21 protein-coding genes are annotated in these 25,383 nt (G+C 72.8%); 11 read left to right on the forward strand and 10 right to left on the reverse strand.

The window, feature by feature from the left end; all coding sequences use genetic code 11:
• Positions 1-30: 30 nt before the first annotated feature.
• Together rarD and ABD784_RS05350 are read left to right on the forward strand one after the other, a co-directional pair.
• A complete protein-coding gene (gene rarD / locus ABD784_RS05345) occupies positions 31-975 on the forward strand; it encodes an EamA family transporter RarD (RefSeq protein WP_344880969.1) in 945 nt (314 codons plus the stop codon).
• 145 nt (positions 976-1,120) lie between these two features.
• Complete coding sequence (locus ABD784_RS05350) at positions 1,121-2,311, forward strand: MFS transporter (RefSeq protein ID WP_344880971.1); 1,191 nt, start codon at positions 1,121-1,123, stop codon at positions 2,309-2,311.
• A gap of 189 nt (positions 2,312-2,500) precedes the next feature.
• On the opposite strand, the gene ABD784_RS05355 is transcribed toward ABD784_RS05350, so the two are convergent.
• Entirely contained in the window at positions 2,501-2,638 is a 138-nt protein-coding gene (locus ABD784_RS05355) for a methionine/alanine import family NSS transporter small subunit (protein WP_344880974.1), read from the reverse strand.
• Positions 2,639-2,640: 2 nt separating this feature from the next.
• Positions 2,641-4,221, reverse strand: a complete 1,581-nt coding sequence (locus ABD784_RS05360; RefSeq protein WP_344880976.1) for a sodium-dependent transporter — start codon at positions 4,219-4,221, stop codon at positions 2,641-2,643.
• A gap of 230 nt (positions 4,222-4,451) precedes the next feature.
• On the opposite strand from ABD784_RS05360, the gene ABD784_RS05365 reads away from it, so the two are divergent.
• Together ABD784_RS05365 and ABD784_RS05370 are read left to right on the forward strand one after the other, a co-directional pair.
• Positions 4,452-4,886, forward strand: coding sequence for an SMI1/KNR4 family protein (locus ABD784_RS05365; protein WP_344880979.1), 435 nt, complete (start codon positions 4,452-4,454; stop codon positions 4,884-4,886).
• A gap of 1 nt (position 4,887) precedes the next feature.
• A complete protein-coding gene (locus ABD784_RS05370) occupies positions 4,888-5,394 on the forward strand; it encodes an HIT family protein (RefSeq protein ID WP_344880982.1) in 507 nt (168 codons plus the stop codon).
• A gap of 9 nt (positions 5,395-5,403) precedes the next feature.
• Here ABD784_RS05370 and ABD784_RS05375 read toward each other — a convergent pair whose 3' ends face one another.
• Together ABD784_RS05375 and ABD784_RS05380 are read right to left on the reverse strand one after the other, a co-directional pair.
• A complete protein-coding gene (locus ABD784_RS05375; RefSeq protein WP_425582921.1) occupies positions 5,404-6,525 on the reverse strand; it encodes a polyprenyl synthetase family protein in 1,122 nt (373 codons plus the stop codon).
• Between the two features lie 109 nt (positions 6,526-6,634).
• Positions 6,635-7,405, reverse strand: coding sequence for a demethylmenaquinone methyltransferase (locus ABD784_RS05380; RefSeq protein WP_344880988.1), 771 nt, complete (start codon positions 7,403-7,405; stop codon positions 6,635-6,637).
• Positions 7,406-7,617: 212 nt separating this feature from the next.
• Between ABD784_RS05380 and ABD784_RS05385 the strand changes: the two genes are divergently transcribed.
• The 4 genes from ABD784_RS05385 (at position 7,618) to ABD784_RS05400 (ending at position 11,479) form a co-directional block, all read left to right on the forward strand.
• Positions 7,618-8,865 (forward strand): isochorismate synthase, encoded by a 1,248-nt coding sequence (locus ABD784_RS05385; RefSeq protein WP_344881329.1) that lies wholly within the window; start codon positions 7,618-7,620, stop codon positions 8,863-8,865.
• Between the two features lie 141 nt (positions 8,866-9,006).
• Positions 9,007-9,798 (forward strand): ABC transporter substrate-binding protein, encoded by a 792-nt coding sequence (locus ABD784_RS05390; protein WP_344880992.1) that lies wholly within the window; start codon positions 9,007-9,009, stop codon positions 9,796-9,798.
• Between the two features lie 88 nt (positions 9,799-9,886).
• Positions 9,887-10,681 (forward strand): amino acid ABC transporter permease, encoded by a 795-nt coding sequence (locus ABD784_RS05395; RefSeq protein ID WP_344880995.1) that lies wholly within the window; start codon positions 9,887-9,889, stop codon positions 10,679-10,681.
• A gap of 12 nt (positions 10,682-10,693) precedes the next feature.
• Entirely contained in the window at positions 10,694-11,479 is a 786-nt protein-coding gene (locus ABD784_RS05400) for an amino acid ABC transporter ATP-binding protein (RefSeq protein ID WP_344880999.1), read from the forward strand.
• Between the two features lie 90 nt (positions 11,480-11,569).
• Here the strand turns inward: ABD784_RS05400 and menD are convergent, their stop codons facing one another.
• From menD to ABD784_RS05415, 3 genes are all read right to left on the reverse strand, one after another.
• Positions 11,570-13,441 carry a 2-succinyl-5-enolpyruvyl-6-hydroxy-3-cyclohexene-1-carboxylic-acid synthase gene (menD, locus tag ABD784_RS05405; RefSeq protein WP_344881002.1) on the reverse strand — a complete coding sequence of 624 codons (1,872 nt, stop codon included), beginning with the start codon at positions 13,439-13,441 and terminating at the stop codon, positions 11,570-11,572.
• Between the two features lie 108 nt (positions 13,442-13,549).
• Complete coding sequence (locus ABD784_RS05410; RefSeq protein ID WP_344881005.1) at positions 13,550-15,646, reverse strand: PhoX family protein; 2,097 nt, start codon at positions 15,644-15,646, stop codon at positions 13,550-13,552.
• Positions 15,647-15,704: 58 nt separating this feature from the next.
• Positions 15,705-16,751: an o-succinylbenzoate synthase gene (locus tag ABD784_RS05415; protein ID WP_344881008.1), complete on the reverse strand. Its 1,047-nt coding sequence runs from the start codon at positions 16,749-16,751 to the stop codon at positions 15,705-15,707.
• 40 nt (positions 16,752-16,791) lie between these two features.
• Between ABD784_RS05415 and ABD784_RS05420 the strand changes: the two genes are divergently transcribed.
• Entirely contained in the window at positions 16,792-17,709 is a 918-nt protein-coding gene (locus ABD784_RS05420; RefSeq protein ID WP_344881011.1) for a phosphatase PAP2 family protein, read from the forward strand.
• A gap of 55 nt (positions 17,710-17,764) precedes the next feature.
• Here ABD784_RS05420 and ABD784_RS05425 read toward each other — a convergent pair whose 3' ends face one another.
• Positions 17,765-19,042, reverse strand: a complete 1,278-nt coding sequence (locus ABD784_RS05425; RefSeq protein WP_344881014.1) for an MFS transporter — start codon at positions 19,040-19,042, stop codon at positions 17,765-17,767.
• Between the two features lie 13 nt (positions 19,043-19,055).
• Positions 19,056-19,988, reverse strand: coding sequence for an MBL fold metallo-hydrolase (locus tag ABD784_RS05430; RefSeq protein ID WP_344881016.1), 933 nt, complete (start codon positions 19,986-19,988; stop codon positions 19,056-19,058).
• Between the two features lie 214 nt (positions 19,989-20,202).
• On the opposite strand from ABD784_RS05430, the gene ABD784_RS05435 reads away from it, so the two are divergent.
• Complete coding sequence (locus tag ABD784_RS05435) at positions 20,203-20,541, forward strand: hypothetical protein (protein ID WP_344881018.1); 339 nt, start codon at positions 20,203-20,205, stop codon at positions 20,539-20,541.
• Between the two features lie 11 nt (positions 20,542-20,552).
• The gene (locus ABD784_RS05440) at positions 20,553-24,305 is read left to right on the forward strand and encodes a TM0106 family RecB-like putative nuclease (protein ID WP_344881020.1); all 3,753 of its coding nucleotides are present in this window, start codon (positions 20,553-20,555) and stop codon (positions 24,303-24,305) included.
• A gap of 72 nt (positions 24,306-24,377) precedes the next feature.
• Here the strand turns inward: ABD784_RS05440 and ABD784_RS05445 are convergent, their stop codons facing one another.
• Positions 24,378-25,235, reverse strand: coding sequence for a siderophore-interacting protein (locus ABD784_RS05445; RefSeq protein ID WP_344881022.1), 858 nt, complete (start codon positions 25,233-25,235; stop codon positions 24,378-24,380).
• Positions 25,236-25,383 lie beyond the last annotated feature (148 nt).

Raw genomic sequence — 25,383 nt, forward strand, 5'->3', positions numbered from 1 at the left:
GGGCAAACGTCGACTGAGTAGGATGTTCCGGTGAGCACTCCACCGGTCCCCGACCCGCCGAGCGGCGGCCGCCCGCCCCGCAGCGAGCAGAGCGTCGGTCTGCTCTCGGGGACGGCCGCCTACGGGCTCTGGGGCATCCTGCCGCTGTACTTCGTCCTGGTCTCCGCCGCCGACCCGGTGGAGATCGTCGCGAGCCGGGTTCTCTGGTCGCTGCTCTTCTGCGGGCTCCTGATCGCCGTGACGCGGCAGGGCCGTCAGCTGATGGCGCTGGTCGCGGACCCGCGCGCGATCGGCTGGCTCGGCCTGGCCGCCGCGTTCATCGCCGTCAACTGGCTGACCTACACGCTGGCCGTGCTGAGTCACGACACCGTCTCCGCGGCCATGGGCTACTACATCAATCCGCTGGTCTCGACGGCCCTGGGCGTCCTGCTGCTCGGCGAGCGGCTGAGCCGCCTGCAGTGGCTGGCCGTCGGCATCGCCGTCGTCGCCGTGGTGGTCCTCGCCGTCGGCTACGGCTCGCTGCCGTGGACGGCGCTGATCCTGGCGACGTCCTTCGCGTTCTACGGGTACGCGAAGAACCGGGTGGGCAAGCGGACGACGGCGGTGGCGAGCCTGACCGTGGAGACCGCGCTCCTCGCGCTGCCGGCGGCGATCGCGATCGCCGTCCTCTCCGCCCGCCGGCTGGCGACCGCCACCGAGCTCGGGTCCGGGCACTTCTGGCTGCTCGCGGCCTCGGGCGTCATCACCGCCGTGCCGCTGCTGCTCTTCGGGACCGCCGCCTCGCGCCTGCCGTTGTCGACCCTCGGCTCCCTGCAGTACCTCGCGCCGACGCTGCAGTTCGTCATCGCGCTGGTGCTCTTCCACGAGCCGATGCCGGTGGAGCGGTGGATCGGCTTCCTGCTGGTCTGGATCGCGATCATCGTCTTCAGCGTCGATCTCTTCCGCCGCCGCCCGCGCCGGACGGCAGGTGCCTGACGTGGGACGGCCGAGGCCGCCCCGGGGGCGCGCGCCGGGCGCCGGCTCTCCGGTCGCGGGCCCGCCGGCGCCGGGCGGGTGGCCCGGTGGCGCGCCCGCCGCGGAGGCCGAGCGTGCACGGGTCCACCGGCGGACGCTGAGCGTCGTGGTCCTGAGCCAGATCCTCGGCGGGGCCGGTCTCGCAGCCGGAGTCGCCGTGGGCGCGCTGCTGGCCCAGGACATGCTCGGGTCCGACGCCCTCTCCGGGCTCCCCACCGGTTTGTTCACGCTCGGATCGGCGCTCGCCGCGTTCCTGGTGGGCCGCTCCACGCAGAGGCTCGGCCGCCGCATCGGCCTGGCCTACGGGTTCATGGCCGGCGGCGCCGGGGCCCTCGGCGTCGTGGTCGCGGCCGCGACCGGCAGCATCCCGCTGCTCCTCGTCTCGCTGCTCGTCTACGGGGCCGGCTCCGCGACCAATCTCCAGGCCCGGTACGCCGGCACCGACCTGGCCCCGGCGGACCGGCGCGGGTTCGGCGCCAGCGTGGCGATGGTCGCGACCACCGTGGGCGCGGTCGCGGGGCCCAACCTGATCGGACCACTCGGCCGCCTGGCCGAGGTGTGGGGCGTCCCCGCCCTGGCCGGGCCGTTCATCCTGGCCGCGGCCGCCTACGGTGCGGCCGGACTGGTCCTGTTCGTCCTTCTGCGCCCCGACCCCTACCTCCTGGCGAGACGGCTGGCGACGGCCGCCGCGGCGCAGGCGGACGGCCCGGCCGCGTCCGGCCCGGTGCCGCGGGTCGGGACGGGCGCCTACGTCGGCGCCGCCGTCATGGTCCTCACACAGATCGTGATGGTCGCCGTCATGACGATGACGCCGCTGCACATGCGGGCGCACCACCACGGGCTGGACGCCGTCGGGCTGGTCATCGGGCTGCACATCGGCGCCATGTGGCTGCCCTCCCTCGTCACCGGCGTGCTGGTCGACCGTCTGGGGCGCACCCCGATGGTCATCGCCGCCGGCGTGACCCTGCTCCTGGCCGGGGCCGTCGGCGCGGCGGCCCCGGGCGACTCCCTCGGCCTGCTGATCCTCTCCCTGGTCCTGCTCGGCCTCGGCTGGAATCTGGGCCTGGTGGCCGGCACCGCTCTGGTGGTGGACGCCACCGTCCCCGAGAACCGCCCGCGCACGCAGGGCACCATCGACGTCCTGGTCGCCCTGTCCGGGGCCGGTGGCGGGGCGATGTCCAGCGTGGTCATGACGGCCACGAGCTACCAGGCGCTGGCGCTCGGGGGCGGCATCCTCGCGCTGCTGCTGATCCCCGTGCTGCTGTGGGCCCGCGCGCGCCACGCCGTCGCCGCCTGAGCCGGCCCGGCAAGGCGACGGTCGGCACCGCGAAGGGCGGCACCGCGAAGGGCCCCACGGCGACGGGCGGCGGGCGCACACGACGGAACGCCACCCGGGAGCCGGGAACGCGGAAGGCCCCTCACCCGTGACGGATGAGGGGCCTTCCGCGTTTCAGGCCCGGGCGCTGGAGGTCCGGTGCCGGTCCGGCTAGAGCTCGGGCGCGGTCTGCGCCGGGAGGTCCTCGTCCAGCTCCGGGTGGCGCGAGAGGTGCACGAGGGCCGCCGCGAGGCCGCCCCAGACGGTGACCAGCGCGATGATCATCATGACGATGGCTGTTGCGGTCATGGCTACTTCTCCTTGGTCGGGGACAGGGTGTCCTCGTGGGCCTTGATGGCGTCGTACTCCGGATCGTCGTTGAGCAGCGAGTTCTTGCTCCACGGGATCAGGGTGAGCAGGATGCCGATGATCACCAGCGCGGCCGCCATGCCCCAGCCGAACGTGTTGAGCATCCAGTCCGGGTACCCGCCGTACGGCTCGGTGATGAACGTGCGGAACGCCTCGAAGCTGATGTAGCCCAGGGCGATCGGGGCGACGATGCCGACGAGCAGCTTCCACACCCCCGCCATCCGGATGGAGCCGTACAGGTTGAGGTGGTTGGACAGCACCGGCAGCTTGCGGGCCAGCCAGGCGACGACCACGACCGTCACGAACGCGCCGAAGAGGATGCCGAACTGGTTGACGAAGGCGTCCGCGATGTCGAGGACGTGCAGACCCGTGGTGGTGCCGAAGAGCAGCACCGAGACCAGGGCCAGGGGCAGGGTGACCGCGAGCGCCGAGGCGCGGCGCGCCCAGCCCATCTTGTCCTTCACCGCCGAGATGATCACCTCGACGATCGAGGTCAGCGACGTCAGGCCGGCGAACACCAGCGAGCCGAAGAACAGCACACCCAGAACGGCGCCGAACGGCGCCTCCGAGATGATGGTCGGGAAGGCCATGAACGCCAGGCCGACGCCTCCGGCGGCGGACTCCTCCACCGACGTGCCGGCCGCAACGGACATGAAGCCCAGGGCGGCGAAGACGCCGATGCCCGCGAGCATCTCGAAGCCCGAGTTCGCGAAGGCCACGACCATGCCGGAGCCGGTCAGGTCCGTCTTGCGGCGCAGGTAGGACGAGTACGTCACCATGATGCCGAAGGCGATCGACAGCGAGAAGAAGATGTGGCCGTAGGCCGCCGCCCAGACGGCCGGATCGCCGAGGGCCTCCCAGTTGGGCGTGAAGAAGGCGTTCAGGCCGGTGGCCGCGCCGGGGAGGAACAGGGAGGAGATGACCAGCAGGAGGAACATGACGAGCAGGAGCGGCATGAAGATGCCGTTGGCCCGCCCGATGCCCTTGCGGACGCCGGCGACGAGGATGACGATCGTGATGACCCAGACCGCGATGAGCGGCCAGAGGACCTGGGGGACGAAGTCCATGGAGACGCCGGGGTCGCCGACCTCCAGGAAGGTGCCCGTGAAGAAGCCGGTGGCGTCGTCGCCCCACGCCTTGCTGATGGAGTACCACGCGTACATGCCGGCCCAGCCGATGATCACGGCGTAGTAGACGGCGATGACGAAGCACATCAGGACCTGCCACCAGCCGAGGAACTCGGCCGGGCGGCTCATGCGGCGGAACGCCAGGGGCGCGGAGCCGCGGAACTTGTGCCCGATCGCGTAGTCCAGGAAGAGGAGCGGGATGCCTGCCGTCAGGAGGGCCACCAGATACGGGATCAGGAAGGCGCCGCCGCCGTTCTCGTAGGCCACGTAGGGGAATCGCCAGATGTTGCCCAGCCCGACCGCCGATCCGATGGCGGAGAGGATGAACAGCTTCCGCGAGGAAAACGTCTCGCGCACGGCGCTGCCGCCGTTGCTGCGGGTGGGTGCAGTGTTCATAACGGTCACGCTAGACGGAATTCCGGCCTGCGAACATATCGGTCCCGGTATATGAAGCGTCACAATTTGGACACAGTTCGAAAATATTCTAGTAGCATCCCCGGCTGCCCCGCGCCGCTCCCCCGAGGTGCCGCCGCTGCGTGCCCTCGGACCCTGCCGTCGGACCGCCGCGCCGGCGGTCCCCGGCGCGGGCGCAACGGGCCGGCCCGGGGCCGGATAGGATTTGGGGCATGGCTGAGATGTTCGTGGACAAGTTCCGCTCCCTCGTTCCGCAATACCTCGATGACCAGTGGGTTTCGGAGGACGGGCTCAGCCCCGAGGAGCTCGACGACGCGCTCGAGGAGGCCGGCGTCGAGATCCCGCTGGCCCTGCGGGAGTTCTACCTGACCCTGGGCGGCTGCGAGGACCTCATGGAGGCCTACTACTACGTCTGGGACCCCGAGGAGCTCGAGTACGACGACGGCTACCTGCTCTTCATGGAGGACGAGGACGAGAAGTACACGTGGGGCCTGCGCGTGGACCAGCTCGACGTCCCGGACCCGATCGTGCACCGCCGGAACAACCAGCGTGGCACCTGGAAGTCGGAGGAGGGGACCTTCAGCGAGTACATGCTGGACATGTACTCGTGGGTCTTCGACGAGCTCGAGCCGGAACTCGACAACTGAGATGCCGGGCGCACGCCGGGACCCGCTGTGGCGCTCGCATGCGCCGGCCGGTTACGCGTGCCCGTTCTGCGAGCTGCTGACCGGCGAGATCGTCTCCCCCGGCAACCTGTGCGCCCTGAGCGACCTGGTCTACCGGGACTCCACCGTGGCCGTCATCATGGCCTGCGACGGTTTCGGCCCCTACGGCGGGCACGCCATGGTCATCCCGACCGCGCATCTGGAGACCCTCTACGAGTTGCCCGACGACGTCGCCGCCGCCATCATGCGGGCCACCCGCGAGACCGCCAAGGCGATGAAGCTCGCCTGGGCCCCGGAGGGCACGTCCACGCGCCAGCACAACGAGCCCTCGGGCAACCAGCACGTCTGGCACTACCACCAGCACGTGTTCCCCCGCTACGCGGACGACCGGCTCTACGGGCAGGTCCGCCACCGGGTGCCCGTCGAGGACCGGGCCAGGAAGGCCCGCGAGCTCGCGGACGCCCTCGAGGAGGTCGGCTTCGGCGGCTGACGGCGGCGGCTAGACCTCGCGGGTGACGACGGCGTCGGCGAACGCGGCCAGCGACGTCTTGACCGTGCCGTCCGGCAGGGGCGCCAGCGCGCTCACGGCTGCGTCGGCCCACTCGCGCGCCACCTCCCAGGCCCGGGCGGTGGCCGGGTGGGCGGAGAGCGCCCGCACGGCGTCGGCGAGGGCCTCGTCGCTGGTCAGGTCGCCGTCCACGAGGGCCAGCGCCTCCTGGGCGGCCGCGTCGCCGTCGTCCGCGGCCTGGCGCAGCAGCAGGACGGGCAGCGTGGGCACGCCCTCGCGCAGATCCGTGCCCGGGGTCTTGCCGGAGCTCTCCTGGGCGCCGGTGACATCGATGACGTCGTCGGCGAGCTGGAAGGCGACGCCGACCTTCTCGCCGTACTCGGCCATGATCGGCTGGAGCTCCTCCGCACCGCCGAACAGGGCGCCGAAGCGGCCGGAGGTGGAGAGCAGCGAGGCCGTCTTGTCGCCGATGACGCCGAGGTAGTGGTCGATCGCGTCGTCCCCCTCGCGGGGCCCGATCGTCTCGTGGAGCTGGCCGAGGCAGAGGCGCTCGAACGTGCGCGACTGGATGTTCACGGCCTCCGGGCCGAGCTCGGAGCCGATGACGGAGGCGCGGGCGAAGATCAGGTCCCCGGCGAGGATCGCCACGGAGTTGCCCCACACCTCGTGGGCGGTCGGGGCGCCGCGGCGGTAGGGCGCGGAGTCCATGACGTCGTCGTGGTACAGCGTGGCGAGGTGAGTGAGCTCGCAGACGGCGGCGGCCCGCACCACGTCCTCGTTGATGCCCTGGCCCAGCAGCGAGGAGAGGAGGACGAGCAGCGGCCGGATGCGCTTGCCGCCGGCCTCGACGAGGTGGCGGCTGGTCGCGTCGATGAGCGGGTCCGAGTTCGCGACGGCATCGCGCAGGAGCTTCTCGACGCGGGCCATGCCCTCGGAGATGGCGGGACCGAACTCCGGGTCGTCGGCGACGGCGCGGAATCCGGCGGGCAGCTTGATCGTGGCAGCGAGCGCCGCCGTCTGCGGATTCAGGTCCAGCGCCTCGGGCACCGAGTGCCCGGCGGAGGTCCAGTTGCTCTGGGCTTCAGTCACGTCTCTAGCTGCCTCATTGGTCATCGCCGGGGCTCCGGCTCGGTCTCGGTCCAGCGACGGGGCGCGTCGCCCCGCACTGTCACTCTAGCGCCCGGCGCAACGTCCCCTCCGCTCCCGCGCGGCCGGTGCGCGACTAGTGCGGCCGTCGGGACGCGCGGCGGCGCAGGTACTCGGACGCGCGCTCGGCGCGCTCCGCCGCAGTGCCCGCTGCGCCCGGCTTGAAGCCGCGGTGGACGGCCACGATGCCGGCCGAGAGGTTGCGGTACTTCACGTCCTCCCAGCCGGCCTCGGACAGCCAGCCGGCCAGCCGGTCCTGGGTGGGCCAGGCGCGGATGGACTCGGCGAGGTAGACGTAGGAGTCGGGGTTGGAGGAGATGCGCTCGGCGACGGCCGGCAGCGCCCGCATCAGGTACTCCGTGTAGACGGTGCGGAACGGCGCGAAGGTGGGGTGTGAGAACTCGCACACCACGACGCGGCCGCCCGGCTTGGTGACGCGGAGCATCTCGCGCAGGGCCTGGTGCGGGTCGGAGACGTTGCGGAGGCCGAAGCTGATGGTCACCGCATCGAACGTGTCGTCGGCGAAGGGCAGCGCCGTGGCGTCGCCGGCGACGAAGTCGATGTCGGGGCGGCGACGCTTGCCGACCTCGAGCATTCCGAGGGAGAAGTCGCACGCCACCACGCGGATCCCCGCGTCGGCGTAGGGCTCCGAGGACGTGCCGGTCCCGGCCGCCAGGTCCAGGACGGTCTGCCCGGGCTCCGCGCCGACCGCGTCCACCACGATCTTGCGCCAGCGCCGGTCCTGGCCCAGGGAGAGGACGTCGTTGACGAGGTCATAGCGGGGCGCCACGTCGTCGAACATGGCCTGGACTTCTTCGGGACGCTTCTGCAGCGTTGCGCGACTCACGTCCCACATTCTTGCAAACCTCGTCAGAGGCGCGAAACGACACCGCGGTATCGCCGCCGGAGTAGGCTGTTGCCATCATGTCCACGCCCGCGCCCGCCACCTCCAGCGCCGTCCCCGGCACCGCCCCCGCACCCGGAACGGCGGCCCCCAGCACCCCTGCGGACGGCTCCCCCGTTCCCGTCCTGCACAGCGCCACCCACCGTCGTCCGCCGATGAGCGAGGCCGGACTGCTCGACTACCTGGTGCGCGACGACTCGCTGGTCTGGGCCCGCCGCGGCGACGGGATCGTCGGCTTCGGCGAGGTCGCCCGCTTCACCGCCCGGGGCGCGGAACGGTTCGACGGCGCCCGCCGGTGGTGGGACGCGATCGGCCGCGCCGCCGTCGTGCGGAATCCCCTGGGCTGGCCCGGGACCGGGCCGGCCGCCTTCGCGACGATCGCGTTCGACGCGACGAGCACGTGGCCCTCCACGCTGGTGGTGCCGCGGCTGATCGTCGGCCGGCGGGGCGACGAGAGCTGGCTGACGGTGATCTCAGACGATCCGGACGCCGACCTGTCCGTCGAGTCGGCGGAGGCCGAGCTGGCGCTGCTGCTCGAGGAGGGCTCCCTGGAGCACGAGCTCGGCTCCGGGGGCACGCTCCAGCCGGGCCGGATCTCGGACGAGGAGCACGTCGCCGCGGTCGCCGCCGGCGTCGAGGCCATCCGCGCGGGCGATCTGACCAAGCTGGTCCTGGCGCGGGACGCGGTCGCGGAACTGGACGAACCGGTGGCCGTGGCGCAGGTCCTCCGCGAGCTCGCCCTGCGCTACTCCGACTGCTGGACCTACAGCGTCCGCGGCCTGGTGGGCGCGACCCCGGAGATGCTGGTGCGGGTCACCGGGACCACGGCGCAGGCCCGCGTGCTGGCCGGCACCCTGGACCGGGCCACGGCGCCCGCCGGCGACGCCGGATACGCCGACCGCGTGCTCGCCGGCGACGAGAAGCAGCGCCACGAGCACCAGCTGGCCATCGACTCGCTGACGCGCCAGCTCGGCCCGCTCGTGGACACGATGACCGCTCCCGCCGAGCCGTTCGTCCTGCAGCTGCCCAACGTGTGGCACCTCGCCTCGGACGTCGAGGCCCAGCTGACCCTGCACGACGACGGCCGGACGCCCAGCGCCCTCGACCTCGCCGAGGTGCTGCATCCGACGGCGGCGGTGTGCGGGACGCCCACCGAGGAGGCCGCCGCGCTGATCCGCCGGCTCGAGGGCATGGACCGCGGGCCGTACGCCGGCCCCGTGGGGTGGGTGGACGCGGCCGGCAACGGCGAATTCGGCATCGCGCTGCGCGGCGGGGTGGTCGAGGATCCGCGCCACGTCCGGCTGTACGCGGGCGGCGGGATCGTCTCGGCCTCGGAGCCGGAGGCCGAGCTCGCGGAGACCTGGGCCAAGATGCGCCCCATGCGCGAGGCCCTCGGAATCTGAAGACTTCCTTTCAAGTGCAGTGAATTGCATCACACCGGCTATTGTGATGGCACACGGCGTGACGCGGTCGACATCTCCGATGTATAGAATCGCACGCGCTTGCATAAATTTTCACTGTCTCTTGAGAAGGACTCCCCCATCATGAAGATCACCTCGCGTGCCTGGAAGGCCGTCGCCATCGTCGCGACCGCCGGCCTGGCCCTCACCGCCTGCTCCTCCGGCCAGTCCGACGAGCCCGCCGCCGAGGGCCAGGAGGGGCTGCAGTTCGTAGAGGAAGGGAAGCTCACCGTCTGCTCGGACATCCCCTACGAGCCGTTCGAATTCACCGACGAGAACGGCGAGATCGTCGGCCTGGACATCGACCTCGCGAACGAGATCGCCAAGGACCTCGAGCTCGAGACGAAGATCGTCGACTCCTCGTTCGACGCGATCGAGTCCGGCCTGTTCAGCACCCAGTGCGACCTCGCCATGTCCTCGATCTCGATCACCGAGGAGCGCAAGGGAAACATGGACTTCTCCGACCCGTACCTGGACGATGACCTCATGCTCATCGCCCGCAAGGGCTCGGGCGTGACCGACTTCGAGTCCGCGAAGGGCAAGAAGGTCGCCGTCCAGCAGGCGACGACCGGCGAGAACTACGGCCAGGAGAACGGCCTGGAGACCGTCGGCTACGAGGACGCCGGGCTGCAGCTGCAGGCGCTCGAGTCGGGGCAGGTCGACGCGGCCCTCGGCAACCAGTCGGTCATGGGCCACGCCATCAAGGACAAGGACGAGTTCGAGGTCGTGGACAAGATCGCGACCGGCGAGCAGCTGGGCATCGCCGCGGCCAAGGGCAACACGGAGCTGATCGAGAAGGTCAACGGCACGCTCACGCGCCTGAGCGAGTCCGGCGAGCTGGACGCCATCACCGAGAAGTGGCTGGACACCAAGTAGTCGCCCCACCTCGTGATGTCGCGGGCCCGGGGTCGCCGCTGCGCCGGCTGACCCGGGGCCCGCTCTAACCGGAAGGTAGCTCCATCCCATGGCTATGACCACAACTCAACGGGCCCGAGCAAGCAAGATCGTCCAGATCGTCCTGTTCATCGCGATCGTCGTCGCCGTGGTGCTGGCGATGGACTGGGCCAGGGTCGCCGAATCCTTCTTCGCGTTCGACAAGATCGCACCGATGTTCCCCGGGCTGATCCTGGTGGGCCTAAAGAACACCATCTACTACACGGCCATCTCGTTCGCCTTCGGCCTGGTCCTCGGCATGGTCCTGGCCCTGATGAAGATGGCGACTTTCGCCCCCTACCGGTGGTTCGCCACCGGCTACATCGAGTTCTTCCGCGGCATCCCCGCACTGCTGGTGCTCCTGGCGCTGGGCTACGGCGTGCCGGCGGCCTTCCCGGGGACCTCCTGGCCATACGCGGTCGTCGTGATGGTCTCGCTCGGACTGGTCGCGGCGGCCTACATCGCCGAGACGCTGCGCGCGGGCCTGCAGGCCGTCCCCAGGGGCCAGGCCGAGGCGGCCCGGTCGCTGGGCATGCCGGCCTGGCGTGCGATGGTCACGATCATCATCCCGCAGGCGTTCCGGATCGTGCTCCCGCCGCTGACCAACGAGATCATCCTGCTGACCAAGGACACCTCGTTGGCGTTCATCCTGGGCACGGTCGCGTCGCAGTACGAGATGACCAAGTTCGGCCGCGACGGCATCACCTCGCTCGGCGCCGGGCTGACGCCCCTCGTCGTCGCCGGCGCGCTGTACCTGGTGATCACCGTCCCGCTGAGCCTGCTCACCCGCCGCCTCGAAGCCAAGTCCAATCTGGCGAAGCGTTAGGAGAAAACCAACATGACTTCTACACCTCCCAAGGACTTCCAGGCAGCCGGTGTCGTGATCGAGGGACTTCGCAAGTCCTACGGGCCCATCGAGGTCCTCAAGGGCATCGACCTCGAGGTCAAGCCCGGCCAGGTCGTCTGCCTCATCGGGCCCTCGGGCTCAGGCAAGTCGACGCTGCTGCGCTGCGTGAACCTCCTGGAGCAGCCCAACGGCGGAGCCATCGACGTCGGCGGCTTCGACGTCACGGACCCCGACGTCGACGTGGACAAGATGCGCCGCCACGTGGGCATGGTGTTCCAGCAGTTCAACCTCTTCCCGCACCTCACCGTGCTGGAGAACTGCACCGTCGCCCAGCTGAAGGTGCTCAAGCGAAGCAAGGCCGAAGCCGACCAGGTCGCCCAGCGGAACCTGGAGAAGGTCGGCCTCGGCAAGTTCGCGAGCCGCTACCCCGCCCAGCTCTCGGGCGGGCAGCAGCAGCGCGTGGCGATCGCCCGTGCCCTGTCCATGGATCCGAGCCTGATGCTCTTCGACGAGCCGACCTCGGCCCTGGACCCGGAGACCGTCGGCGAGGTCCTGTCCATCATGCGCAACCTCGCGCGCGACGGCATGACCATGCTGGTGGTGACCCACGAGATGGCCTTCGCCCGCGACGTGGCCGACCGGGTGGTCTTCATGGACGGCGGCGTCGTGGTCGAGGAGGGCACCTCCGAGGAGGTCATCGGCAACCCGCAGCAGCCGCGGACCCAGGACTTCCTCAAGCGCGTCCTGGATCCCACGCACGTCGAGGTCGACGAGTAACCCGCTGGCCCATCGCGGACGCCGACGGCGCCCGTCCCTCGCTCCACGCCGGAGCCGGGGACGGGCGCCGTCGCCGTTGGCGGGCACGTCTCAGCCGAGCACGGCGCCCAGCTCTTCGGCGATCAGCCGGTGGCGCCCGGCCACCCGGTCCCGGAGCAGGATCACGTCGATGAGGCGGCGCGGCCGCTCCGGCGGCGCGGCGAGGGCCGCCCGGAGCTCCTCCAGGGTGGCGACGCGGACGTAGTCGAGCCCGTAGGCCTCGGCGAGCGCGCCGAGACGGACCCGGTGCGGCGTGCCGAAGAGGCGCTCCACGGCGTCTCCGTAGGCGCCGCCGGCGGCGACCCGGCCGTGCTCGAGCGTCGAGAAGATCGCCCCGCCGGAGTCGTTGAGGACCACGACGTCGAGCCGCGGCTCGGGCTCACCGTCGCCGAGGAGCAGCCCGCCGACGTCGTGCAGGAAGGTCACGTCGCCGACCAGCAGGCAGGTGCGGTCCCCGGCCGGCGCTGCGGCGGCGATCCCGGTGGCCGTGGCGACGGTCCCGTCGATGCCGGCGAGCCCCCGGTTCGCGAAGACGCGCCGGCCCGCCGTCCCGGCGCCGGTGTCCGGGACCGCCAAGAGGTCGGCGTCGCGGATCGCGTTCGATGATCCGATCACCAGCTGCTCGGGCGCCGACTCCCAGACGGCGCGGGCGGCGTCGGGCCCAGTGAGGCCGTCGCGGCGCTCGCCCGCGAGCACTCGCTCGACGGCGGCCCCGGCCAGCTCCCCGGCGCTGCGCCACGCGTCCAGCCACCACTCGGGCCCCGCGCCCGCGAAGGCGGCGAGCTCGTCGAGGTCGGCGATCACGGCCTCGCGGCGGCGGCCGGGCTCGAACCAGGCGACGGCCTCGGGGAGGTAGAGGGCGGAGGGGATCCGCGCATCGGCGAGCAGGCGGGCGACCGGACGGCTCAGGGTCGGCCGGCCGAAGACGACGACCCGCTCGATCCGCTCCCCCGGCGGCGCAGGCGCGTCGGCGTGCCCCGCGAAGTGACCGAGGAGGACCCGGTAGGGCCCGATCGCGTTGGGCCCGAATCTGGCGTTGGAGCTGGGCTCGGCGAGCAGCGGCAGGTCCAGGGCGCGCGCGAACCGCTCCGCCTCCTCGCCGGCACCGTGGCCGGCGACGACCACGGTGCGCCGCCGCGCCAGGCCCGAGGTCGTGGGCGCGGGCACGGCCGGGGCGGCGGGCGCGGCCGGGGGGACGGGCGCGGGCGTGGGTCGCTGCGCGGCGTCGCGAGCGCCGAGCGCGCTTGCCGGGGCCCCGGCGTCGCCCCCTGTTCTGCCGGCCCCGACGGCAGCCGGCTCCCTCCAGGCCCCGGCGAGACTGTCGCCGTCGTCCGGGACGAGCGGGTCGCGGAACTCGACGTTGACGTGCACCGGTCCCACGCCGCGGGCGCCCTGCCCGGCGAGCGCCGCCAGGGCATGTCCCAGCGGGCCCCGGGGGTCCGTCCCGGCGGCGACGCCGGCCTCGGCCCGCACGTGCGTGCCGAAGATCCCCGCTTGGCGGGTGGTCTGGTTCGCCCCAGTCCCGTGCAGCTCGGCGGGCCGGTCGGCCGAGAGGACTAGCAGCGGCACCCCGGCGTGGTCGGCCTCCATCACGGCGGGGAGCAGCTCGCCGACGGCGGTACCGGACGTCGTCGCCACCGCCACGGGCGCACCGGTGGCGAGGGACAGGCCGAGGGCCGTGAAACCGGCGTCGCGCTCGTCGATGCGCACGTGGACGGCGAGCCGGCCGGCGGCCTCGGCCTCCGCCGCCGCGTACGCCAGCGGAGCGCTGCGCGAGCCCGGAGACAGCAGGAGGTGGCCCACCCCCTCCTCGACGAGTGCATCGAGCAGGAGGCGGGCCACCTCGAGCGAGCCCAGTTCGCACGAGCCCAGTTCGCGTGAGCCCGGTTCGCGGGGATCGGGGTTCGGTGCTCCGGTCGTCATACGGTCCATCCTAGGACGGGCCGCGCGCCGCCCCCGCGCGCCCCGCGCCTGGCCAGAGCCTGTTCCCGGCGCGCGCTGCGGACCGGTGCAGCGCCCGCGCCCCGCGGCCTACTTCTTGGGGCCGCGGCCCTTGCCGTTGCCGTTGTTCCCGGTGGTCCGGAAGACCTGGATGACGGACGGGCGGGGGCCGAAGAACTCGCCCCGGCCGGCCGTCGCCCGCGACTCCACGTAGTCCGGGAAGAACGACGTCGGCTCGTCCCAGGTGCCGTCGTCACCCGGGTGCTGGATGGAGACGAACACCGAGTTCTCGCGGTCGTGGATGACGGGGCCGCACGTCTCCGCGCCGTTGGGGACGGCGAGGAACTGCTGGACGCGGCCGCGCTCGTCGCCGGTCAGCGTGACCTTGTGCAGGGCGTCGGCGTAGCCGATGGTGCCCGGCTGCCCGTCCGTGGAGATCCACAGGTTGCCGACCGAGTCGAAGGCGACGTTGTCCGGGCAGGAGATCGGCGAGACCTTGTCCGCGGGGTAGCCGGAGAAGTAGGTCGTCGTGTCGACGGAGGGGTCGCCGGCGACCAGGAGGATGTTCCAGCCGAAGGTCAGCGACGCCGCGTCGCCGTTGCGCTCGGTGAGCTCGAGGACGTGGCCGTCGCGATTGCGCGAGCGCGGGTTCGCCTCGTCGGCGAGCGCGTTGCCGTCGGTGCCGCGGCGGGTGTTGTTGGTCAGCGCCGCGTAGACCTTGCCGGTGGCCGGGTTCACGTCGACGTCTTCCGGGCGGTCCATCTTCGTGGCGCCGACCTTGTCGCCGGCCAGGCGCGTGTAGACGAGGACCTCCTCGACGCTCATGCCGGGCACGCGGGAGGTTCCGCGGACCAGGAGCGGCAGCCATTCGCCGGAGCCGTCGAAGGCGCCGTCGGACGGGACCTTGCCGGAGCCGTCGATCTCGGCGGCGCTGGTGGCGTTGAACTTCGCGACGTAGAGGTCGCCCTCGGAGAGCAGCGTCTTGTTGTGCTCGCGATCGCCCTCGCGGTACTTGTTCCTGGAGACGAACTTGTAGATGTAGTCGAACCGCTCGTCGTCGCCCATGTAGGCGACCGCGCGGCCGTCGGCGGCGATCGTGACGTTGGCGCCCTCGTGCTTGAACCGGCCCAGCGCGGTGTGCTTGACGGGGGTCGACTCCGGATCGTGCGGGTCGATCTCGACGATGTAGCCGAAGCGGTTGGCCTCGTTCTCGTAGCCGGCGTTCTTCGCGTCGAAGCGCTCCTCCGTCAGTTCCCAGCCGCGGCTGCTCGGCTCGGTGCTGATCCCGTAGCGCGCCTCCTCGGGGGTGCCGCGGCCGACGTAGTACTGGTTGAAGTTCTCCTCGCCCGTGACGACCGTGCCCCAGGGGGTGGTGCCGCCGGCGCAGTTGTTGTTCATGCCCCAGACCACCGTGCCGGTCGGGTCGTCCTTGGTCTTGAGCAGGTCGGAGCCGGCGGCCGGCCCGTCGACCGCGAACTCGGTGTGCATGTGGATGCGGCGATTGCGCTTGCCGTCGACCACCGGCTTCCACGCCTGGCCTGCTTTGTCGCGGCGGACCTCCACGACGGAGAAGCCGTGCGCGGCCATGGCCGTGAGGCGGGCCTCGTCGGGGTTGGCCTCGAGCCAGGCCGGGTCGAACATGACGTTCTCGTTGGTGTACTCGTGGTTGGCGACGAGGACACCGGTGGTCCCGTTGCCGCGGTCGGCGAGGATGTTGAGGTAGTCGCAGTTGTAGCCGAAGCGCTGCTTCTGGTCCTCGGCGGACTGGTTCGAGGCGTCGAAGTCCCCGGCGGAGGAGAACAGCGGATCGCCCCAGCGAATGACCGGCGCCCAGTCGTACCCCTCGGGCACTGTCACCGCGTCGACGGTCCGCTCGACCGGAGCGATGGCCTGGAACGGCAGCTTGCCGCCTCCCTTGCCGAATCCGCCGTTGTCCGCGGCCGCGGACGGCGCGGAGGCGAGCTGCTGGCCGACCACGACTGCGGCTGCGGCCACGCCGCCGAGGCCGAGGGCCGCACGGCGGGACAGGGCCTGGTCGGCGATGTCGCGGAAGTAGGAGTTGTCACTGGTGTTGCAGACGTCCTTGGCACAGGCGTCGCCGCACTTGAAGTGGCAGGTCGCGGCGGAGCGGTTGCCGCGGGTGTGCCCGGCCATCGGGAGGAGCTGGAGCATGTTGCGAGGAGTCATCGTCCGTCTTTCGCTTGGGGTGGACTTTTCCGGCCCTCACGCTTCCAGCTTCAAGCAACTACTTCGGAGCATCCGCCTGAACTGCGGGCGAAGCCGCGTTAACCAGGCGTTCATGGCAGCGGCGTACGCGCTCGGCCCACCATGCGCGGCGCTCCGCCGGCGCCCGGTGCCGCTGCAGCAGCTCCGGGTCGGCGGCGATCCGGCGCAGGTCCAGGGACCCGTTGCGGGGGACGTAGCGGTCCGCGGTGACGTCCTCCCCGAAGAGGGCGACGGTCCCGAGGCCGCAGGCGTAGGGCAGCGCGGGCAGCGCGGCGGCCAGGGCCGCGCCCACGCGGGTGCCCACCGACGTGTCCAGGGCGGAGCTGACGACGGCGGGCAGGCCCGCGGCCGCGACGATGTCCAGCGCCGCCCGCACTCCCCCGAGCGGCTGGGCCTTGATGACGATCACGTCCGCGGCTCCGAGCCGGGCCACGGCGAGAGGGTCGGCCTCCTTGCGCACGGCCTCGTCCGCGGCGATCGGCACGGGCAGGCCGCGCCGGACGAGCTCGGCGCGCAACTCGGCCAGCGGCACGACCCCGGGAACGGGCTGCTCGGCGTACTGGAGCCCGAAGCCGGCGAGGGCCTCGAGCGCGGTCAGCGCCTCGTCGTGGCCCCAGCCTCCGTTGGCGTCCACGCGCAGGGCCGCCGACGGCGCCAGGCGGCGGACCTCGGCCAGGCGCGCGACGTCGTCGTGCAGGGTCTGCCCCCGCTCGGCGACCTTGACCTTCACGGTGTGCGGCCCGCCGGGGCCGTAGCGCGCGAGGACGGACTCGACGGCGTCCGGGGCCACGGCGGGGACGGTCGCGTTGACCGGGATCTCCGTGCGCAGCGGATCCGGGAACCCGTGCCAGCCGGCCTCGAGGGCGCAGCGCAGCCAGGCGGCCGCCTCGGCGTCGCCGTACTCGAGGAAGGGGGAGAACTCGGCGTGCTCGCGGGGTCCGGCGAGGATCACGGCCTCCCGCTCGGTGACGCCGCGGAAGCGCACGGTCAGCGGCAGGCGCACCACATGCAGCGCGGCGAGGACCTCCTCCAGCGGCGGCAGGGGTGATGGATTCGGCACGGGCATATACGTCACTTTAGACCGGCACCGTGGCAAGCTGGGGGCGATGACTCACACGGGTGACGGTGTCCGCAGGGGCGGGCGCGATGGACAGCGGGTGCTCTGGCCGGTCGGCTGGATCGTCGCCCTGCTGCTGCTGGCCGCCACCTTCTGCGCGGCCTTCTGGCTGTTCGTGCTGACGCCGATGGGCCAGCAGGTGGACGACGACGCGCTGCGCGGCGCCAACGTGTTCCTCGCCGCGCGTGACGAGGCCCGGCTGCCGGCCCTGGCGCTGCTGGGCGAGCTGCCCCGGATCTCCGCCGTGCTCGGTGCGATCGCGCTGGTGACCTCGGCGATCGTCCACCGGTCCGTGACCGCGCCGCTGATCACCCTGCTGGGCACGGGCGGCGCGCTGCTGACCACCCAGCTGCTGAAGCACGAGCTGCTGGCCCGGCCGGACATGGGCATCTCGGAGGCCACCGTCAACTCGTTCCCCTCCGGCCACACCACGCTCGCCGCCGCCTCGATGTTCGCGGTGTACGCGGTGGTGACGCCGCGCTGGCGGCCTCTCGTGGCGCTGCTCGGCGGCGCGTTCTCGGCGGTGGCGGGGATGGCGACGCTGGTGCTCGGCTGGCACCGGCCAGCGGACATCGTCGGGGCCTACCTGATCGCCGCCGCCTGGGCCCTGCTGACCGGCTGGTGCCTCTCCGTGGCGGCGCCGCGCTGGAACCGCTGGCACCCGCGCCGGTTCTGGGCGGCCTCGCGCCTCTGGTCCGTGCTGCTGTGGGCGCCCGGCCTGCTGGCCCTCGGTGCCTCCGCCGGCCTGCTCGCGTTCCTCCCGAGCACGCAGGGGGACGACGACCCGCAGCAGCTGCTCGGCTTCCTGCTCGGGGGCGTCCTCGCGATCGGCAGCGCGGCCCTCCTCGTCTTCGCACTGACGAACACCGTCTACATGCTGCAGAGCCGGATCCGGCACCGGCACTGAGCCACCCGGGTCGCCCGGGCCGACCGGCTCACCGGGGCTGGCCGAGCCGACCGGCTCACCGGGGCCGGCCGCGCCGCCCGTGCTGGTATAGCGGCAGGTACCAGGCGAACACCCCGGTCCCCACGAGGCCGGCTCCGGCCAGCACCCACATGCCGGTCGCCAGCGACGCCGCGGAGGCGACCGCCGAGAGCACGATCGGCCCGGCCATCATCCCGGTGTCGGCGAACAGGCGCCACAGCCCCAGGAACTGCGGCCGGGCGTCCGGCGGGGCGTACTCGGCGCCCAGGGTCATGACGATCCCGGTCCCCATCCCGTTCGCCAGGCCCATGAGCGCGCCGATCCCCATCAGCGTCGTCACGTCGTGCGCGAGGGGCATGAGGGCCAGCGAGGCGCTGAGGAAGAACACGCACGGCACCCCGGCCCAGACGTGGCCCCTGCGGTCGGCCAGCCGGCCGGCCGGGTAGAAGACCAGGACGTCCAGCGCACCGGAGACCCCGTAGACCAGCGACGCCGTCGACGCGTCGAGTCCCAGCTGGTCCGCCCAGAGCGGGATGACGACCTGGCGCGAGGCGCGGATGGCCGAGAGGATGACCACGCCGGTCCCGACCGTCGCGAAGGTCCGCCAGTAGCGCACCCCGATCGCGCGCATGGTCGTCCGGCCGGGCCCGCCGGCGTCGGCTGCCAGCGGGTCGGCGGCCTGGCCGCTTGCCCCCGCCTCACGGGGGACGCCGTCCGGCCGCGGGGCCGGGCCGGGCGCGACGGGGACCGGGAGCTCCGGCACGAGGAACCCGACGCCGGCGGCGGCGAGCATCGCGGCGAGCCCGAACCAGTAGGCGCCGTCGAGCCCGGCGAAGGACATCACGGCGGCGCCCAGGAACGGGCCGGCGAACGCGCCGATGCGGATGGTGCCGCCGAGCGTGGACATGGCCCGCGCCCGGAAGTAGGCGGGGACGGCCTCCGCGAGATAGCTCTGGCGGGCCAGGTTGAAGACGGCGCCGGCCATCCCCACCAGGAGGATGGCCCCGGCGAGCAGCGCGACGTCGTCCGCCAGCAGCGCGAGCACCATGCCGAGCGCGGCCACGCCCGCTGCCGCGATCATCGAGAGCCGCTCCCCGAACCGCGCCGTCAGCAGCGCCGCAGGCACGTTGGTGATCAGCGATCCGACGCCGATCAGCGTGACCACGAGCGCCGCGGTGGCCACGGACGCTCCCAGCTCGCGCGCGGTGAGCGCGACCACCGGGGTGATGGCGCCGAGGCCCACCGCGTAGAGGAGGGAGGGGCCGTAGACCTTCAGGCCGAGGTCGCGCAGCCCGAAGCTCTCCGCCGCACCCACCCGTCCGGCGCGCCTACTGCTGCGGGACGACGTTGCCCGGCTCGGTCGCCTTGAGCCGGATGATCAGGTGCCGCGACTGGACCGGACCGTACGGCAGGACCGGTACGGCCTTGGTGTAGTCCACGGAGGCCTCGTGGATGGCCGTGGTGCACGTCCGGATGGCCTGGCGCAGGTTCTTCAGCTGCGACCGGACGAAGTCCGGGTCCACCACCCGCCCGTGGCCGGGGATGATCTCCGAGTACAGCTCGTCGATGGCGATGATCTTGCCCAGGGTCCGGCGCCACTCGTACGGGTAGGAGTCCTCGAAGCTGGGGTGCCCGCCCTCCTCGACGAGGTCGCCGGCGAACAGGACGCGGTCCGAGCCGACGAGCAGGTCTCCGTCCGTGTGCCCCGGCCCGAGGTGGAACAGCGTCACGGTGTGCCCGCCGAGGTCGATGTCCACCGGCTCGTCGCGGACGAGGTCCGTGGGCAGGTGCAGTCCGGTGTGCTCGCCGTCGGCGGCCGCCATGGCCGGGTCCGCCGTGCGCACCAGCGCCCGCTGGGACTCGCCTGCGGCCTCCATGGCCGCCGCCGCGCCGGCGTGGGCCCAGAACTCCTCGACGCCCTGGGCCGCGAAGTAGGCGTTGCCGAAGAAGTGGTCCGCGTGGGCGTGCGTGTTGACCACCACGAGGGGCAGGTCCGTGACCTCCCGGATGGCTGCGTGGATCCGTGCAGCGTCGGCCGGGCCGGAGCCGGTGTCCACGAGGAGCGCGCGCTCGTCGCCGATGACGAGCCCGACGTTGACGTCGAAGGACGGCAGCGTCATGGCATGGGTGCGCCCGCCCACGCGGAGCCAGCCGGCGTCGACCGTGGGCAGCACCGCCTCCGTCGAATCCTGCGGCTCGGCCGGCCCCGGCCCGAAAGCCGACCGGTCGTGAAAGCCCTCGCCCGTGCTGCGCTCGCTCATAGTGCCCCTCCCGGCCCCGTCCCACGACGGTTCGGCCGCATGCTCCCGGTTGCTGTGCCACGTTCTGTGCGGTGCATCTCAGCCTAACGCGAGCCCCTCGACGTTGGCGCAACACGACGCTCCTTGACGCCGTCCCATATCCGCGGGGCACGCCCCTATGCTGAGACGGACAGTCGGATCACCGACCTCCGATCCCCGACCCACAGGAGCCACCATGTCCCGCATCGTCTCCACCGGCCTCGCCAAGGCCGGCCTGCTGCTCGGCTACAAGGTCGCCCGCGACACCGGCAACCGCCAGGCCGGCGGCACCGTCCTGGCCGCCTGCGGCGCGGCCGCCTTCACCGTCTGGAGGAACGACGCCGGCACCGCTCGGGCCACGCTGCTCACCGCCGTGTATGTGGCGTCGTTCGGCCTGTCCCACCCGCTGGCGAAGCGCATCGGCGCCTGGCCGGCGGTCTTCACCGTCACCGGCGTCACCGCGCTGGCCTCACTCGTCCTCGGCGGACCCCGCCGGCAGGACCGGCCGGCGTCGGCGAAGAAGCGCCGGAAGTAAAGCCGTCCCGGATGTACCTGCAGGAGCCGGGCGGCGACCTCGTCTACTCCGCGAGCGACCTGGTCACCGCGAGCCAGTGCGAGTACCAGACGCTGGTCAAGCTCGACGACCGGCTCGGCCGGCGCCCGGCCCCGGACGTCGACCCGGACGAGATGCTCGAGCGCGCTGCGCGGCTCGGCGACGCCCACGAGCGGCGCGTCCTCGACGAGCTCGTCGACCGCTTCGGCCGCTGGGACCCGGACTCCGGCCGCGGCGTCCTGGAATTGGCCGCCGCCGGGGAGACGTCCCCGGACGTCCTGGCGGAGCGGCGGCGGGCGACGGAGGACGCCCTGCGGTGCGGGGCCGACGTCGTCTTCCAGGCCACCTTCTGGAAGGACGGCTTCGTCGGCTTCGCAGACTTCCTGGTCCGCGAGCCGGATGGCCGCTACGCCGTCTGGGACACCAAGCTCGCCCGGCACGCCAAGCCGACGGCGCTGCTGCAGATCGCCGCCTACGCCGAGCAGTTGCAGGGGCTGGGCCTCGAGCCGGCCGACGACGCCGTGCTGGTCCTCGGGACCGGGCAGCAGTCGCGCCACCCGGTCCAGGAGCTCATCCCCGTCCTGCGGGAGCGGCGCCGGCGCTTCCTCGCCCTCGTCGAGGCGCACCGCGCCGCGACCGGACCCGTCGACTGGGAGCAGTCCGGCCTGCTCGTCTGCGGACGCTGCGACTACTGCGCCGGGCAGGCCCGGGAGCGAGACGACGTACTGCTCGTCTCCCGGATGACGCTCTCCACCCGCGCCCGGCTGCGCGCCGTCGGCGTGCGGACGGTGCGCGAGCTCGCCGAGCTGACGGACGAGGCCGCCCGCACGGCCGGGCTGCGCGTCTCCCCCGGCGCCCTCGCCCGCCTGCGGGACCAGGCCCGCATGCAGTGCGGTCTCGAGGCCGGGCACGGCCGGGCCCCCGGGGACGCGTCCCTCCGCTTCCGGGTCCTGGAGCGCCATCGGCTCGATGCGCTCCCGGAGCCGTGCGCCGGGGACATCTTCTTCGACTTCGAGGGCGACCCGCTCTGGCAGGACCCGGCGGACGGCTCCTGGGGTCTCGAGTACCTCTTCGGCGTCGTGGAGCACGATTCCGGGGCGCCCGTGTTCCGGCCGTTCTGGGCGCACAGCCGCGGGCAGGAGCGCGCCGCCTTCCTCGCGTTCGTCGACTACGTCGAGGAGCGCCGGCGTCGTTGGCCGGACCTGCGCATCTACCACTACGCGCCGTACGAGAAGACGGCGCTGCGCCACCTGTCCACCCGCCACGGCGCCGCGGAGGAAATCGTCGACGACTGGCTGCGCACCGGGTTGCTCGTGGACCTCTTCGAGACGGTCCGCGACTCGTTGCGGATCAGCTCCAGCTCCTACTCGATCAAGAAGCTCGAGCCGTTCTACATGGGCGATGAGCACCGCGCCGGGGACGTGACCGATGCCGGCGCCTCCGTGGTCGCGTACGCCGCCTTCTGCGCGGCGCGCGACGCCGGCGACGACGGCCAGGCCGCCTCCGTGCTCGACAGCATCGCGGACTACAACCGGTACGACTGCCTCTCCACCCTCCGGCTGCGCGACTGGCTCCTCGAGCTGGGCCGGCGGCATCCGGCCCGGCGGCTCGACCTCGGACCGGACCCCGCCCACGCCGACGGCAGCGACCGCGAGGACCCCTCCCGCGCGGAGGCGTCCGGGGAGCCGGAGGCAGGACCGGTGCAGGAGGAGCCGAGCGCCGAGGAGACCCGGCTCGCCGAGTACCTCGCCGCGCTCCCCGAGGCCGCCGCGCAGACGCCGCAGCAGCGGGCCGTGGCCCTCACGGCCGCGGCCACGGCCTACCACCGGCGCGAGCGGAAGCAGTTCTGGTGGGCCCACTACGACCGCCTCGAGGGAAGCCTCGAGGACTGGCGGGACACCCGGGACGTGATCGTCGTCGAGCACGGCGAGGTCGAGCTCGACTGGGAGAAGCCGCCGCGCAAGCGCACCTTCCAGCGGCGGCTGCGGCTGACCGGGCGACCCGGCGAGGGCACCGTCCTGGGCCCCGGCTCGAACTGGTTCGCCCTCTACGGGGCGCCGGCCCCCGAGCAGCTCCTGGACCGGCAGCCGCAGGGCGCGGCGGCCCCGGGCCACGCCACGGGCCCGCGGCACGGGGGCGCACCAGCGGAGTCGCGACGCGCCGGGCACTTCGGCCTCGCCGTGGACGAGGTGCATCCGCACCCGGACGGACGGATCACGCTGGTCTGCACCGAGCGCGCCAGGGCCGGGGCCGAGGGATACACCGACCTCCCGCTGGCGCTGACGCCGGACCGGCCGATCAACACCGCCTCGATCGAGCAGGCGCTCTCCGAGGTGGCGCAGCAGGTCGGCGCGGCGCTGCCCTCCCTGCCCGCCAGCGCCGGGATGGACCTCCTGACCCGTGCCCGCCCCCGGCTGCGTGACGGCGTCGCCCTCCCCCGGGCGCAGGAGACGTCCACGGGCCACGACTACGCGGGAGCCGTGACGGAGGCGGTGCGCCGGCTCGACGGTTCCTACCTGGCGGTCCAGGGTCCGCCCGGGACCGGCAAGACCTACGTGGGTGCCCGCGTCATCGAACGGCTCGTCCGCGACGGGTGGAAGGTGGGCGTCGTGGCGCAGGGCCACGTCACCGTCGACGGCCTGCTGGCCCGCGCCGTGGAGGCCGGCGTCCCCGCCGACCGCGTCGCCAAGAAGCCCAAGGCCGGCGCCGACTCCGGCCCGCCGCCCTGGCGCCACGTCACCGACGACGCCCTCGAGGACCTGCTGGCGGAGCCCGGCGGCTGCCTCGTCGGCGGCACCGCGTGGACGATGACCGGGCGCCGGGTCCCCCGGCAGGGGCTGGACCTCCTGGTCATCGACGAGGCCGGGCAGTTCTCCCTGGCCAACACCCTCGCCGTCGGACGGGCGGCCAGGAACCTGCTCCTCCTCGGCGACCCGCAGCAGCTGCCCCAGGTATCGCAGGGCCAGCACCCGGCCCCGGTCGACGAGTCGGCCCTGGGCTGGCTCTCCGCCGGCCATGCCACGCTGCCGCCGCAGTTCGGCTACTTCCTCGCCGACACCTGGCGGATGCACCCGGACCTGTGCCGCCCGGTGTCGCGGCTGAGCTACGCCGGGGAGCTGGAGTCCGCCCCGGCGGCGTCCCGTCGACGGCTCGAGGGGTTCCCGGCGGGCGTCGAGACCGTCCTGGTGGACCACGCGGGCTGCACCACGTCCTCGCCGGAGGAGGCGGCCGCGACCGTCGAGCAGGTCCGCCGGCATCTCGGGACCCCGTGGCACGATCCGGACGGCCTCCGCCCCGCCCCGGAGGCCAGTCCCGCCCCGGGCGCCGGTCCGAGTCCGGGCGCCGGTCCGACTTCGGCGCCCGAGCCGCTGGGCGAGGAGCAGGTCCTCATCGTGGCCGCGTACAACGCGCAGGTGCACTTGCTGCGGGAGGCGCTCGACGCCGCTGGTCTGCGCCGGGTGCGGGTTGGCACGGTGGACAAGTTCCAGGGCCAGGAAGCGCCGGTCGTCATCCTGTCCCTGGCCGTCTCCTCGCCCGAGGAGGCCCCGCGCGGGATGGACTTCCTCCTGAACCGCAACCGGCTCAATGTCGCGGTCTCGCGCGGCATGTGGAGGGCGGTCATCGTCCGCTCGCCCCGGCTGACGGACTTCCTGCCGTCCAGCCCGGCGTCCATGGCCGAGCTCGGCGCGTTCCTGCGCCTCGAGGCCGGGGGAACCGACGCCGGGGCGCCGGGGCGGGGGAACTGATGCAGGGACGCTGACGCGGGAGCGGTCCGGCGGTGGATCCCGTGCTGGGGGCGGCCGCGCCGCCGCGGCGCGTCAGTTGCCCGGGAGCGGCTGGTTCTCCGGGAAGATCTGGCCAATCGGCTCGCGCTTCTCCGCCTGGAACACGTCCTCGACCCGGCCGTACGCCCAGTACGGCGAGAGCGACATCCGGGTGCGGGGCACCCCGCGGACGTCCGTGAGGTAACGACGGACCGCCTTGATCATCTCCCGCTCGCCGTGGACGAAGACCTGCACGTCCCCGTCGAGCCACGGCCCGTCCTGGATCGCGGCCGCCAGACGCGTCGACTCCGGGGCGAACGGGCCGCCGCGGTGGACCCAACGGACCTCGACGCCCTCCGGCGCCTGCAGCGGGACCTCGTCGGCGGCGTCGACGACCTCCACCCAGACCAGGCCGCGGGCATCCGCCGGCAGCGCGGCCAGCGTCGCCGAGATCGCCGGCAGCGCGGACTCGTCGCCGCCGATCAGGTGCCAGTCCGCGGCGGGGTCCGGGAGGTACATCCCGCCGGGTCCGGCGAAGCACACGACGTCGCCCGGCTGGGCGCGCTCGGCCCACGGCCCGGCGAGGCCCTGGTCGCCGTGGACGACGAAATCGATCTGCAGCGTCTGCGCGTCGTGGTCGACGTCGTGCACGGTGTAGGTGCGCCGGACCGGCATCCGCTCCGGCGGGAGGGCCTTGGCCAGCTCCTCGAGGTTGTACGGCGGGGTCAGCCCGAGCTCGGGATCGGCGAAGAGGAGCTTGACGTACTTGTCGGTGGCCTCCTTGTCCTGGAAGGCCGCGAAGCCCTCCCCGCCGAGCGTGAGCCGGACCATGTGGCCGCCGATCCGCTCGCTGCGCAGGACCTCCAGGACCACCTGGGGCTTGGGTCCGCGGGCTGGACGGGCGTCGGACATCGGTCACTCCTTCGTCGGCGGGCCCGGGGAACTCGACCGGGCCTCAGTTCTTAGGCTCTCCTAACTCGGAATGAATCGCAAACCGTCGCCGGCCCGGGATCGCTCCCGTGCCAGGGCTTGCCCGCGCGCCGAGCGGCCGCTGTAGGAT

This window comes from Zhihengliuella alba, assembly GCF_039538765.1.
GTDB lineage: Bacteria > Actinomycetota > Actinomycetes > Actinomycetales > Micrococcaceae > Zhihengliuella > Zhihengliuella alba.